The organism is Polynucleobacter sp. AP-RePozz3-80-G7 (assembly GCF_018882145.1).
Lineage (GTDB): Bacteria > Pseudomonadota > Gammaproteobacteria > Burkholderiales > Burkholderiaceae > Polynucleobacter.
Map to the genome: position 1 here is coordinate 145,838 of NZ_JACVPC010000004.1, position 12,916 is coordinate 158,753.

A 12,916-nucleotide genomic window follows, 5' to 3' on the forward strand; every position below is an offset into this window, starting at 1 on the left:
TTTAAAGCTCAACAGGCCTTTTGGGGTCTGCGCACCATTCGCTCCAGCTACCTGCATACAGGCGCGAGCCTTTAAAGCCAGCAAGCTCCATCGCTAGAAGATTATGACAAGCGGTGACGCCAGATCCACATTGATGAATCACTGCAGAGGCTTTAGTGGTCCCGAGGAATTCTGAAAATTCTTTGAATAATTGCTCAGGAGTTTTGAATGCAGTCGCATTGAGATTATTTTTAAAGAAGCGATTCATCGCTCCCGGAATATGGCCACCAACTGGATCAAGCGTTTCATTTTGACCATGAAAGCGATCTTCAGTGCGTGCATCGATGATTTTGTTTTTCTTTGTCTCTAGATCAGCCACTACATCATCAACTAGAACTAGCCCCGCATAAGGCATCACTCCAATGGCTTCTGTGCAAGGGGTGGGCGCTCTTGGAATAGAACCCATGGGGCCATTCCAAGAATCTAAGCCGCCATCTAGTACCCGAACATTAGCGTGCCCTGTTGCCTTGAGCATCCACCACAAACGGCTGGCATAGACGGAGCCTTGTTTGTCATAGGCAACCACTAAGGTATTGGGGTTGATGCCCAAACGCGTTTTAGTTTGAGCCCAGGCCTCTGGACTAGGCAGGGGATGTCTGCCATTCGTGCCAGTCTTGCTTCCTGAGAGATCTTTATCGAGGTCTACATAAATGGCACCAGGAATATGACTTTCTTCGTAGGATTTTTTGCCGATCAGTGGGTCGACTAAATCAAAGCGACAGTCACAGAGCAATACATTTTCACCACTATTAATGATTTCTTCTAACTGGTTAGCTGAGATTAGAGGAGTCATGATGCTTCCTATTTTTGGTGATGAGGGTTATTAATAAAGGGTATTAATGTAACCGTGAAGCTTATTTTAATTATGCACCTTCGAAGTTCATGACTCGGCGATACCACTCATGAAAATGTTGCATACCATCTTCCATTGGATTTTGATAGGGGCCGACCTCATTAATGCCGCGAGCTAGTAGTGCTGCACGCCCTTGATCCATGCGCTCAGCAATTTCATCATCTTCGATGCAAGTCTCCATATAGGCAGCACGTTCTGCTTCCACGAATTCACGCTCAAACAAAGCGATTTCTTCTGGATAGTAGAACTCAACAATATTGCGCGTTTTACCGGGACCCATTGGGTGCAGTGTTGATACACACAGAACGCCTGGGTACCATTCCACCATGACATTTGGATAGTAAGTAAGCCAAATGGCACCATGGCGTGGGGCTTTGCCGTCAAACTGACGAAGTACAGCTTCATGCCAATTGCGATAGGTTGGTGAGCCTGGAATTTGTAAATCTTTGTGAATGCCCACGGTTTGAACGCTATGCCAATCGCCGAACTCCCAGTGCAGATCTTCGCAAGAAACAAACTTTCCAAGACCCGGATGAAATGGCACAACGTGATAGTCCTCGAGATAGACCTCGATGAATGTTTTCCAGTTGTAGTTGCATTCATGTACTTCAACATGGTCAAGAACATAACCTTCAAACTTGAGGTCATCGGCAACACCCAGCTTGGCAAGATCGGTGCGCACATCGCGAGGACCTTCGAATAACAAGCCTTGCCAATTTTGTAGCGGGGACTTACCAAGATTTAAACAGGGCTTATCCTCAAAGTGAGGGGCGCCTAATAAATTGCCGCCTAAGTCATAGGTCCAGCGATGTAATGGACAAACAATATTGTCAGCTTTACCGCGACCATTGAGCATCAATGCTTGACGATGGCGACAAACATTGGAAAGCAGTTCTACTCCAGACTCATTGCGAACAAGTATGCGACCTTCGTTTTCTGCGCTTAAAGTTTGATAGGAGCCCATTTCAGGAACCATCAGTTCGTGACCAACATAGCCGGGGCCCTGCTTAAAAAGCAGTTCAATTTCCCGCTGATACAGGTCAGCGTCAAAATATGCCGAAACCGGCAATTGCAAATTGGACGGCGCAAGCTTCTGCGCGGTAGCCAGATTAGTCATTCTCCCCACCCCCGAAAACGTCAGCCGAAGCTAAGCGGAATAACCAATCCAACCATCGACGGATCGATATTGGAAAGGAAGGGGTGGATTATACCCATCCAAACGGCTTCTCGCTTTAATATATAGGGCTATCCGTGTGGGAAATGCGAAGGAATCCAGCTTATGCCAGCCAAGAAGTCAGAGAGTCAAAAACCCGGTCTTGAGGTCCTAATTGACCCCGATTTGCGCTATGAGCAAGCCGTTAAAGAGCTTGAAAAGCTCATTTCCGATATGGAATCTGGCAAATTTTCCCTAGAAGAAACCCTGTTAGCCTATCAACGCGGCGCAGCCTTGCTAAAGCAATGTCAGGGGATGTTGGCCCTGGTTGAGCAACAGGTTCGAGTGTTCGAGGCTTAATTGGGCACTGCTTTTCAATTTCAGGAGTGGATTACTTCTCACTCCGAGCGAGCTGAGTTGGCGTTAGATCGCTTGCTCGATTCCGCCCAAACTACGCCACATCGTTTACATGAGGCTATGCGTTACGCAGCGCAAGGTGGCGGCAAGCGTATTCGCCCCTTATTGGTTTATGCCGCAGGACAACTTGGCAATAACGCCGAAAGTACCGAATCATTGGATGCTGCGGCTGTCGCAATTGAATGTATACATGCTTATTCATTGGTACACGATGATTTGCCATGCATGGATGATGATGAGTTGCGTCGCGGTCGTCCGACAGTGCACAAAGCTTTTGATGAAGCAACAGCATTACTCGTTGGGGATGCATTACAAACGCGCGCTTTTGAAATTTTGGCTAATGCAAATTATGATGCGCAAGTTCGCCTCAACATGATTTCTGCATTAGCGGCTGCCTCAGGCTCCCGCGGCATGGCCGGCGGTCAGGCAATTGATTTAGAAAGTGTTGGCAAGAAATTAGACTTGAATGGTCTAAACCAAATGCATGCTATGAAAACAGGCGCTTTGTTGTCATGCGCCGTGGAATTAGGCGGTATTGCTGCCCGCCTAAAGCCAACGCAAATGGCGCATTTGGGAAATTACTCAAAGTCCCTGGGATTGGCGTTTCAGATTGTGGATGACGTGCTGGACGCCACTGCGGATAGTCACACCTTGGGTAAGACAGCTGGCAAGGATGCCGCTGCCAATAAGCCGACCTACGTGACCTTGATGGGTTTAGACTATGCACAGAAGCAGGCTAAAGAGTTACAAGAAACCGCAATCGCTAGCTTAGATAGCTTTGGTGCATCTGCACAAGCATTAAAAGATTTAGCTCTCTTGGTTGTCAATCGCGGCAAGTAAGAGAGCAATAAGAGAAATAAGAGAAATAAGAGAAATAAGAGAAATTCATCAGTACAGATTATTTAGGTTCAATGACTTTACATTCCATTAACTCCCCCGACGATCTCAAAAAACTCTCCCGCGAAGAGCTACCGGCTTTAGCGGATGAGTTGCGCGAGTTTGTCTTGGATTCTGTATCCAAGACGGGCGGACATCTGTCATCCAACTTGGGAACGGTAGAGCTCTCTATTGCCTTGCACTACGTATTTGATACCCCGCACGATCGTATCGTTTGGGATGTTGGACATCAAAGTTACCCACATAAGATTCTGACTGGACGTCGTGAACGTATGGGTAGCTTGCGTCAGCACAAGGGCTTATCAGGCTTTCCGCATCGCTCTGAAAGTGAGTTTGATGCTTTTGGTACCGGCCATTCATCCACTAGTATTTCTGCGGCCATGGGTATGGCGCGTGCGTTTCAAACCAAGGGTGAACGACATGTGGCTGTAGCAGTGATTGGCGATAGTGCCATGACCGGTGGTATGGCTTTCGAAGCCATGAACAATGCTGGTGTGTATGACGACTTACCGCTCGTAGTGATTCTGAATGACAACGACATGTCGATTTCCCCTGCCGTGGGCGCCCTCAATCGCCATCTGGCTAGATTACTTAGTGGCAATATTTATTCGGCGACTAAAAAAGGTATTGATAGTGTTTTATCAATTGCACCCCCTTTGCGTGAATTTGCAAAACGCCTTGAGGATCATGCCAAGGGGATGGTTTCTCCATCAACAATCTTCCAAGAGTTTGGCTTTAATTATTTCGGCCCGATTGATGGCCATGATTTAGACGCCTTGATCCCGATGCTGCAGAACGTGCGTCGCTTAGCTTTAGAAGGTCGTGGTCCGCAGTTCTTGCATGTAGTTACTAAAAAAGGTCAGGGCTATGAGTTAGCTGAGGCCGATCCTGTGCTGTATCACGGTCCTAGTAAATTTAATCCTGAAGAGGGCGTTAAAAAATCAGCTGCCAGCAAAAAAACGTTTACTCAAGTATTTGGTGAGTGGTTATGCGATATGGCGCATGCAGATCCTTTATTGGTTGGCATTACTCCAGCAATGCGAGAGGGTTCCGGCTTGGTTGAGTTTGAGAAGAGCTTCCCTAGGCGTTATTACGACGTCGGTATTGCCGAGCAGCACGCGGTCACTTTTGCAGCCGGTATGGCATGCGAAGGTATGAAGCCAGTGGTGGCGATTTACTCTACTTTCTTGCAGCGCGCGTATGACCAATTGATTCATGATGTGGCGATACAGGATTTGCCGGTGTTGTTTGCATTGGATCGCGCTGGTCTCGTTGGTGCTGATGGTGCTACTCATGCTGGCGCTTATGACATTCCATTCTTACGTTGTATTCCAAATATGCTGGTGATGACGCCGGCAGATGAATCGGAATGCCGCGACTTGTTGACCACTGCCTTTCATCAGCCACATCCAAGCGCGGTGCGCTATCCGCGTGGTGCAGGTGTTGGCACTATCCCGTCTAAAGAATTACGCACTCTGCCATTTGGTAAGGGTGAGATTCGTCGTAAATCCACTGCGCCTGCTGGTCAACGTGTGGCGATATTGGCGTTTGGCACTTTGCTCTACCCAGTGCTTGAAGTGGCCGAAGGGGTTAATGCAACGGTGGCCAATATGCGATTTGTAAAGCCGCTCGATATGGATCTCATCCAATCGTTAGCAGCCGATCATGATTATTTTGTGACGATTGAGGATGGGGCTATTGCTGGCGGTGCTGGCAGTGCTTGTTTAGAAGCGCTCTCGAACCTTGGTATTCAGAAACCCCTCTTGCAATTAGGTCTTCCTGATCAATTTATCGAGCATGGTGACTACAGTCTGCTAATGACCAAGTGTGGCTTGGACGTTGAGGGTATTGCCAACTCTATCAAACAACGTTTTCCAGCAATATTGACCGTAAATTCTGCGCTGGTAGGCAAATAAGCCGGTTTTGCCTGAAAATAGAGCTATGAATGACTTGAATCCCGCATTTCTGAAAGCCAGCGCAATGCCTGACGTGCAATCCACCTTGGATGAGCGCGCACTACCTATTGAGCAAGTTGGCATTCGTGGCGTACGTCATCCACTGACCATTCGTAGCAAGACAGGTAGCTTTCCATCGGTTGGAACTTTTGAGATGGATGTGGCATTACCCGCGCATATAAAGGGTACGCACATGTCACGATTCATGGCGCTTCTCCAAAAACAAGATGCGGCTGTGGATAGCACGACCATTGTTGCCTTGGTACGCGATATGTTGCCTTTGCTCGACGCTAAAGAAGGTCACGTGCAATTTACTTATACGCACTTCGTTAAAAAAGTGGCACCGGTCTCTGGCGTAGAAAGCTTGATGGATTACGAAGTCACTTGGATGGCAACAGCCAAGCAAAATGCAACAGGCGGTTCTGATGTTGAATTGGGTTTGCGTGCACAAGTTCCAGTAATGAGTTTGTGCCCTTGCTCAAAAGAGATTTCTGAGTTCGGCGCCCATAATCAACGTTCGCACGTCACCATGACTGTGGCATTGGATTCCAGAACGCAGATGACGGTGGAGGATTTAGTTGCCGCTGCTGAGAGTGAAGCATCTAGCGAATTGTGGGGATTGCTGAAGCGTCCTGATGAGAAATGGGTTACTGAGCATTCTTATAGCAACCCGAAGTTCGTAGAAGACTTAGTGCGTGATGTGGCCGGCAATCTCAAGGCTGATCAGCGTATTCGCTCTTTTGTAGTGGAGGCTGAGAATTTTGAATCTATTCACAACCACAGTGCATTTGCCAGAATCAGTCATCAGAAATAACAAGCAATAAATCTATTTCAGATTGTTGCTTTGTAAATCCCAGCGGGGTTTGATGTCAAAGGCCCCAGAAGTTGTGGAGCCATTATTTTTTTCGATCATCCGCAGTGCCCCAGCAAAAGCAATCATCACGCCGTTATCGGTGCATAGCTCAAGCGGTGGGTAATGTACCTCAAAACCATTGCGTTTCGCTTTGTCATTGAGTGCGGCGCGTAGTTGCAAATTAGCGCCAACGCCACCTGCGAGCACTAAATGTTTACAACCCGTTTGCTTGAGCGCTTTCTCGGACTTGCTGACAAGAACTGCCACGATGGAGTCAACAAAACTTCTCGCAAGATCCGCATGAAATTGTGCGACCTCTGAAGGATTCGCAATATTTTTTTCTGCAAACTTTTTCACTTGATTGAGGACGGCCGTCTTTAATCCCGAGAAAGAAAAATCTAAATCACCAGAGTGCAGCATGGGTTTAGGTAAATCAAAAATACCTGGGCGACCTTCCTCTGCCAATTTAGAAATAGCTGCGCCACCGGGGTAATCCAGGCCTAGTAATTTGGCCGTCTTATCAAAGGCTTCTCCCGCCGCATCATCCAAGGTTTCGCCAAGGAGCTCGTATTGACCAATTCCGGAGACTTTCATGAGTTGCGTGTGGCCACCAGATACCAGTAGGGCAATAAAGGGGAATTGAGGGGCGGTTTGGCCCAAAAGCGGGGAAAGTAGGTGTCCTTCGAGGTGATGTACCCCTATAGACGGTAAATTGAGGCCTTGGGCTAGGGATTTAGCAAAAGCGCTTCCTACCAGGAGGGCGCCAGCCAATCCGGGGCCCTGAGTGAATGCCACGGCGTCAATATCGGCCAATTTGAGACCAGATTGGGCTAAGGATTGGTCTAAGAGGGGTAAAACACGACGAATATGGTCGCGGGAGGCTAATTCGGGGACAACACCCCCATAGTCCCGGTGCATGGCGATCTGGGAGTGCAAGCCCTGGCCTAATATGCCCTGGAAGGCCGGTTTACCCTCTTCCCAAGGCGTGGTGTTGTATAAAGCCACCCCGGTCTCATCACAAGAAGTTTCTATTCCTAAAACAATCATTTTTTTACTTAGCCGTGCTAGAATCACAATTCAGTTAATTTTTCGATATCTATCGAGCATATACGAGTTAAATAAGTATGACTACAGTCCGCCTCCGCGAAAACGAACCATTTGAAGTGGCATTGCGCCGTTTTAAGCGCACCATTGAAAAGAATGGCCTTTTGACAGACTTGCGAGCACGCGAGTTCTACGAGAAGCCAACGGCTGAACGTAAGCGCAAGAAAGCTGCAGCTGCTAAACGCCATTACAAGCGTATTCGCAGCCAAATGTTGCCTAAGAAGCTTTACTAATAGAATTTAAAAGCTCTCCTCACCGAGAGGCTTTGAAACCCGCTGACGGTGAAACGCAGCGGGTTTTTGCTTTTTAATCACCATTATTAAATGTTCGACGTTTTATATTCAACACCAGGAATAAAGCCATGAGTCTAAAAGATCAAATCACCGAAGATATGAAAAATGCTATGCGCGCTAAAGAAGTTGAGCGCCTAGGAGCGATTCGTCTTTTGTTGGCGGCGATTAAGCAACGCGAAGTCGATGAGCGCATTGTGGTTGACGATGCTGGTGTGATTGCGACTGTCGAAAAAATGATTAAGCAACGCAAAGATTCGATCTCTCAGTTTGAAAAAGCCAATCGCGACGATTTGGTTGCGATTGAAACTGCTGAGATGGTGATTTTGCAAACCTACTTGCCTGCGCAGTTATCCGATGCTGAAGTAGAGGCTGCAATAGCTGCTGCCGTTGCTTCGACTGGCGCTGTAGGCCCACAGGATATGGGTAAGGTCATTGGCGTACTCAAAGGTCAATTGGCTGGCAAAGCAGATATGGGAAAAGTATCTGGCTTGGTAAAAGCCGCATTGGCGAAGTAAGCAAACTCAGTAGCTAGTCAAGAAAGCAAAATCCTTTCATACTGGCTACATGGCGCTCATTCCACAATCCTTCATTGCCGATCTTTTAAATCGGGTTGATATCGTTGATGTGGTTGGGCAGCACGTTAAGTTAAAAAAAGCGGGCGCGAACTTTCAGGGTTTGTGCCCCTTTCATTCAGAGAAATCCCCCTCCTTTTCGGTATCGCCTACTAAACAGTTTTATCACTGCTTTGGTTGTGGCGCTCATGGCTCTGCCATTAGTTTCTTAATGGAATATTCCGGGCTTGGATATGTGGATGCTATTGAAGATCTTGCGCGTTCCGCAGGCTTGGATGTGCCTCGCGAAGAGCGCACTGCAAATGATGTAGCAAGACAGCAGCAAGCAATGGCATTGAGTGAGGTGATGAGCGCTGCTGCCGATTGGTATCGCCAGCAGCTGAAGGGCAACACTAGGGCAGTTGAGTATTTAAAAGGTCGCGGACTTACCGGTGAGATTGCTAAGCGTTATGCCTTGGGTTACGCGCCTGACGGCTGGCAGAGTCTTGAGGCGGTGTTTGGCGCTTACTCCAACGATGAGATAGCGAAGACCTTGGTGGAAGGCGGCTTGCTTATTCAGGGTGAGCAGTCCGAAGGCGCGAATGTAAAGCGTTACGACCGTTTCCGTGACCGCATTATGTTTCCTATTCGTAATCCCAAAGGTCAAACCATTGGCTTTGGTGGGCGCATTCTGGATCAAGGTGAACCAAAGTATTTAAATTCTCCTGAGACGCCATTGTTTTCTAAAGGCAATACGCTCTATGGCTTGTTTGAGGCCAGACAAGCGATTCGTGCGCAAGAATATGTTTTGGTGTGCGAAGGTTATATGGATGTCGTTGCTTTAGCGCAATTGGGATTCCCTAATGCGGTTGCTACTTTAGGTACAGCTTGTACTGCAAACCATGTGCGCATGCTACTCAGACAAACCGATAAAGTGGTTTTCTCATTTGATGGTGACTCCGCCGGTCAACGTGCTGCGCAACGTGCACTTGAAGCATGTTTGCCGCTCATGTCTGACGATAAAGAAATTCGTTTCTTATTCTTGCCGACGGAGCATGACCCTGATAGTTATGTTCGTGCTTATGGCGCACCTGCTTTTGAGAAGATCATTAAAGAAGCCATGTCTATCTCTAGCTTCTTCTTTAAGGTTGTTAGTGAAGGTCACGAGCAAACTACCCCAGAAGGTCGAGCCCATACGCATCATGCTGCTAAGCCGCTTTTACTGTCGATGCCCCCCATTGCCTTACGTACGCAAATTTTGCGTGAGCTTGCTATTCGTACCAATACCACCCCTGCGGAACTAGAAGCATTTTGTGGTTTAACAGTAGCGCCTGCACCGGTTCGTCAAACTACGTATCAGCCAGTACAGGCGCGCTATCAAGGTGGACAAGGTAATCAAAGCAACCCAAATAGCCAAAATAATTTTTCTAATAATGGCAATCGTCAGGGCGCCCCTTGGCAAGCATCTAAAGGTTCTGCAAAAAGAGTAGCTGCTCAAAATATTGAACCACCTAAAGCGCCAACCGATTTAGCCGAGCAAATGTTGCGAGTCATTATTCAGTTTCCGCATTTAGGGAAAGCTTTGGATCGAAACAAGCGCGCGCTTGCATTGAAGGCAGCAGAGCAAAGATCAGCAAAAGCCCATGCATTGATGCAAGATCTTTTATCGCAGTGTGATTTGATTGAGCTCATTCCAGGTGAAGGTAATAAACCAGCGATCGCAGGTGCCGGTGCATTTGCGATGTTCCAAGATCAACTCTCTCGTAGCGAGTTGGCTCCTTTGTATGAAGTCTTGAGAAACCGCGTAATGGGCTCTGATTTGGAGTTAGAGGGTGCAGCTGCAGATCTTGAGGGGGCATTCAAAAAACTGGAATTAACCCATCTCAAGCAAGAAATGACCGAAATCGCCCAAAAGATCTCCGGAAGCACTGCTTCTGAGCAAGACAAAGCCCGTTATCGAGAATTGGGCGAAAAGCTGAAATTCTCCTAAGAATTTCCCTAAGCACCTCTAGAAATCCACTGAAATTACCCCATATTTTTAAGTGTTACGGGGGTAAAAAAGTTGCAATCGACTATAATCCTCTGTTCCCAAGAAAAAACCGATTTAATTCAGCCACTTGCGCTTTATTTTGATGAAATTTGGGGTAAGTGGGTAAGTGAATTACTACGGGGCTGTGTTTCATCAGTCGATATCAATAACAGTAATGTGAGTAAGTGCTAATAAATGCCGAATACCAAGACCAAAAAACCAGCTCCAAAAGCGAAAGCTCCAGCTAAACCAATAAAAGCCGCTGCAAAACCTGTGGCCAAAGCAAAAACCCCAGCTAAGCCAGTAAAGGCTGCCGCAAAACCAGTTTCTAAAGCTAAAGCACCAGCCAAGCCTGCTCCAAAAGCGAAAGCTCCAGCTAAACCAGTAAAAGCGGCTGCAAAACCAGCGCCTAAAGCTAAGGCACCTGCTAAGCCAGCTCCAAAAGCTAAGGCACCAGCTAAACCAGTAAAAGCTGCTGCAAAGCCAGCTCCTAAAGCCCCAGCTAAGGCACCAGCAAAACCAATAAAAGCAGTTGTAAAGCCAGTGGCAAAAGTACCTGCAAAGCCGATTGCCAAAGCTCCTGTGAAAGCAGCAAAAGCAGAAGTCAAAGTTGAGTCAGTAAAAAAAGATAAGGTTACGCCTGCACCTGCACCCAAAGCTGAACCAACTAAAGCGGTAAAGGAAACTAAAGAAGCCAAAGGTAAAAAAGCCCAGGTTGCTGAAGTTGAGGTGCCAGCAGCTGAGGAAGAGAAGAAGCGTGGCCGTAAAGCCAAGGCGGATGCCCCTGCAGAAAATGCAGAGCCAGTATTAACGGATCGTCAAAAAGCGCGTGAGCGTAAGGCTAAAGAGAAGGCGCTTTTAAAGGAATTCGCAGCACAGCAATTGGGTACTGAAGAGCAGCAAGAGTTACGTCGTGCTCGTTTGAAGACTTTGATCAAGATGGGTATGTCCAAGGGCTACTTAACCCATGGTGAGATGAATGATGTAATGTCTGACGAGTTGTCTGATGCGGATGCATTAGAGACTTTAATCAGCCTGCTCAATGACATCGGTATTACTGTTTACGAACAAGCGCCCGATGCCGAAACCTTAATCCTGTCTGACAACACAGAAGCTGCAGCTTCCGAAGAAGAGGCTGAAGAAAAGGCTGAAGCTGCTTTATCTACAGTTGATTCAGAATTCGGACGCACTACCGATCCAGTACGTATGTATATGCGTGAGATGGGTACAGTCGATTTGCTAACTCGCGAAGGCGAAATCGTCATTGCGAAGAAGATTGAAGCCGGTCTCAAAGATATGGTGATGGCTTTGGCTGCTTGCCCTGTAACGATTGCGGAGATTCTGAGCAACGTTGACAAGATTGCTAGTGGCGAGATGGAGATTGACCAGTTTGTTGATGGCTTGGTTGATCCAAACGCAGAAGATATTAAGCTTGGACCTGAAGAGCCAGAAATTGATCCGGATGCTGAAGAAGGCGATGAAGAGGGCGGCGAAGACGAAGGCGGCGGCGGTGGTGGCGGTGCTGCAACAGCGAATGCCAAGCAATTAGAAGAGTTAAAGCAGATTTCTTTAGAGAAGTTTGCCATCGTTCGTACACAAGCTGACAAGATGCGCCGTGCGTTTGATAAGGATGGTTATAACTGTCCTGCGTATCTGAAGGCACAAGAAGCAATTCGCGCTGAGTTGCTTGGTTTCCGTTTGACAGCGAAGAGTGTTGAGAAGTTATGCGACACCATGCGTTCCCAAGTGGACCAGGTATGGAAACTTGAGCGTGGCATCGTTAGCCTGTTGGTGGACAAAGTCGGCGTTAATCGTAGCGAAGTATTAAAAGACTTCCCTAAGATGTCTATGAATTTGACTTGGACTGAGAAGTTGCTTAAAGAGAACAAGCCTTACAGCGCGCTCTTGGAGCGTAACGTCCCTGCAATTCAAGAATTGCAACAGAAGTTGATTGATATTCAGAAGAATGTCGTTATTCCACTTCCAGAATTAAAAGAAGTAAACAAGCAGATGATCGCTGGCGAGAAGCGTGCCCGTGAAGCGAAACGTGAGATGACAGTAGCCAACTTACGCTTGGTAATCTCCATCGCTAAGAAATACACCAACCGTGGCCTGCAGTTCTTGGACTTGATTCAAGAAGGCAACATCGGCTTGATGAAAGCGGTAGATAAGTTTGAATACCGTCGTGGCTATAAGTTCTCCACCTATGCAACATGGTGGATTCGTCAGGCGATTACTCGCTCTATCGCTGACCAGGCACGTACGATCCGTATCCCTGTTCACATGATCGAGACGATCAACAAGATGAACCGTATCAGCCGTCAGATCTTGCAAGAAACTGGTCATGAGCCAGATGCAGCAACTTTGGCGCTGAAGATGGAGATTCCTGAAGACAAGATTCGCAAGATCATGAAGATTGCTAAAGAGCCTATCTCTATGGAGACACCAATTGGTGACGATGAAGATTCTCATTTGGGCGACTTCATTGAAGACGGCAATACCTTGGCTCCAGCAGAAGCAGCATTGCATGACTCTATGCGTGATGTGGTGAAAGACGTTCTCGATTCATTGACACCACGCGAAGCAAAAGTATTGCGTATGCGCTTTGGTGTTGAGATGAGCACTGACCACACTCTCGAAGAAGTCGGCAAGCAGTTTGACGTGACTCGTGAGCGTATCCGTCAGATCGAAGCTAAGGCCCTGAGAAAAATGCGTCACCCAAGCCGTAGCGATAAACTCAAGACCTTCCTCGAGGAAGATTGATCCAAGACT

At 47.4% G+C, this 12,916-nt stretch carries 11 protein-coding genes; 8 read left to right on the plus strand and 3 right to left on the minus strand.

Features of this window, described 5'->3' with window-relative positions:
- Position 1 precedes the first annotated feature (1 nt).
- Together ICE90_RS09200 and ICE90_RS09205 are read right to left on the minus strand one after the other, a co-directional pair.
- Positions 2 to 832, minus strand: coding sequence for a sulfurtransferase (locus tag ICE90_RS09200; protein WP_216155068.1), 831 nt, complete (start codon positions 830 to 832; stop codon positions 2 to 4).
- Positions 833 to 902: 70 nt separating this feature from the next.
- Positions 903 to 2,009 (minus strand): SRPBCC family protein, encoded by a 1,107-nt coding sequence (locus ICE90_RS09205; RefSeq protein ID WP_216192120.1) that lies wholly within the window; start codon positions 2,007 to 2,009, stop codon positions 903 to 905.
- A 162-nt stretch (positions 2,010 to 2,171) separates the two neighbouring features.
- Between ICE90_RS09205 and xseB the strand changes: the two genes are divergently transcribed.
- The 4 genes from xseB to folE2 all read left to right on the plus strand — a co-directional run bounded on the left by xseB (position 2,172) and on the right by folE2 (position 6,128).
- A complete protein-coding gene (xseB, locus tag ICE90_RS09210) occupies positions 2,172 to 2,405 on the plus strand; it encodes an exodeoxyribonuclease VII small subunit (RefSeq protein ID WP_216192122.1) in 234 nt (77 codons plus the stop codon).
- Positions 2,406 to 3,302: a polyprenyl synthetase family protein gene (locus ICE90_RS09215; RefSeq protein WP_215320830.1), complete on the plus strand. Its 897-nt coding sequence runs from the start codon at positions 2,406 to 2,408 to the stop codon at positions 3,300 to 3,302.
- Positions 3,303 to 3,373: 71 nt separating this feature from the next.
- Positions 3,374 to 5,275, plus strand: coding sequence for a 1-deoxy-D-xylulose-5-phosphate synthase (gene dxs, locus ICE90_RS09220; protein WP_215320827.1), 1,902 nt, complete (start codon positions 3,374 to 3,376; stop codon positions 5,273 to 5,275).
- Positions 5,276 to 5,300: 25 nt separating this feature from the next.
- Positions 5,301 to 6,128, plus strand: a complete 828-nt coding sequence (gene folE2 / locus ICE90_RS09225) for a GTP cyclohydrolase FolE2 (RefSeq protein ID WP_216192126.1) — start codon at positions 5,301 to 5,303, stop codon at positions 6,126 to 6,128.
- Positions 6,129 to 6,140: 12 nt separating this feature from the next.
- Here the strand turns inward: folE2 and tsaD are convergent, their stop codons facing one another.
- Entirely contained in the window at positions 6,141 to 7,214 is a 1,074-nt protein-coding gene (gene tsaD / locus ICE90_RS09230) for a tRNA (adenosine(37)-N6)-threonylcarbamoyltransferase complex transferase subunit TsaD (protein ID WP_215320823.1), read from the minus strand.
- Positions 7,215 to 7,291: 77 nt separating this feature from the next.
- Between tsaD and rpsU the strand changes: the two genes are divergently transcribed.
- The 4 genes from rpsU (at position 7,292) to rpoD (ending at position 12,907) form a co-directional block, all read left to right on the plus strand.
- Positions 7,292 to 7,504: a 30S ribosomal protein S21 gene (rpsU, locus tag ICE90_RS09235; protein WP_011903537.1), complete on the plus strand. Its 213-nt coding sequence runs from the start codon at positions 7,292 to 7,294 to the stop codon at positions 7,502 to 7,504.
- Positions 7,505 to 7,632: 128 nt separating this feature from the next.
- Positions 7,633 to 8,079 carry a GatB/YqeY domain-containing protein gene (locus ICE90_RS09240; RefSeq protein WP_215320821.1) on the plus strand — a complete coding sequence of 149 codons (447 nt, stop codon included), beginning with the start codon at positions 7,633 to 7,635 and terminating at the stop codon, positions 8,077 to 8,079.
- A 49-nt stretch (positions 8,080 to 8,128) separates the two neighbouring features.
- Complete coding sequence (dnaG, locus tag ICE90_RS09245; protein WP_216192129.1) at positions 8,129 to 10,105, plus strand: DNA primase; 1,977 nt, start codon at positions 8,129 to 8,131, stop codon at positions 10,103 to 10,105.
- Positions 10,106 to 10,339: 234 nt separating this feature from the next.
- Positions 10,340 to 12,907, plus strand: a complete 2,568-nt coding sequence (gene rpoD / locus ICE90_RS09250) for an RNA polymerase sigma factor RpoD (RefSeq protein WP_216192131.1) — start codon at positions 10,340 to 10,342, stop codon at positions 12,905 to 12,907.
- Positions 12,908 to 12,916: the final 9 nt, after the last annotated feature.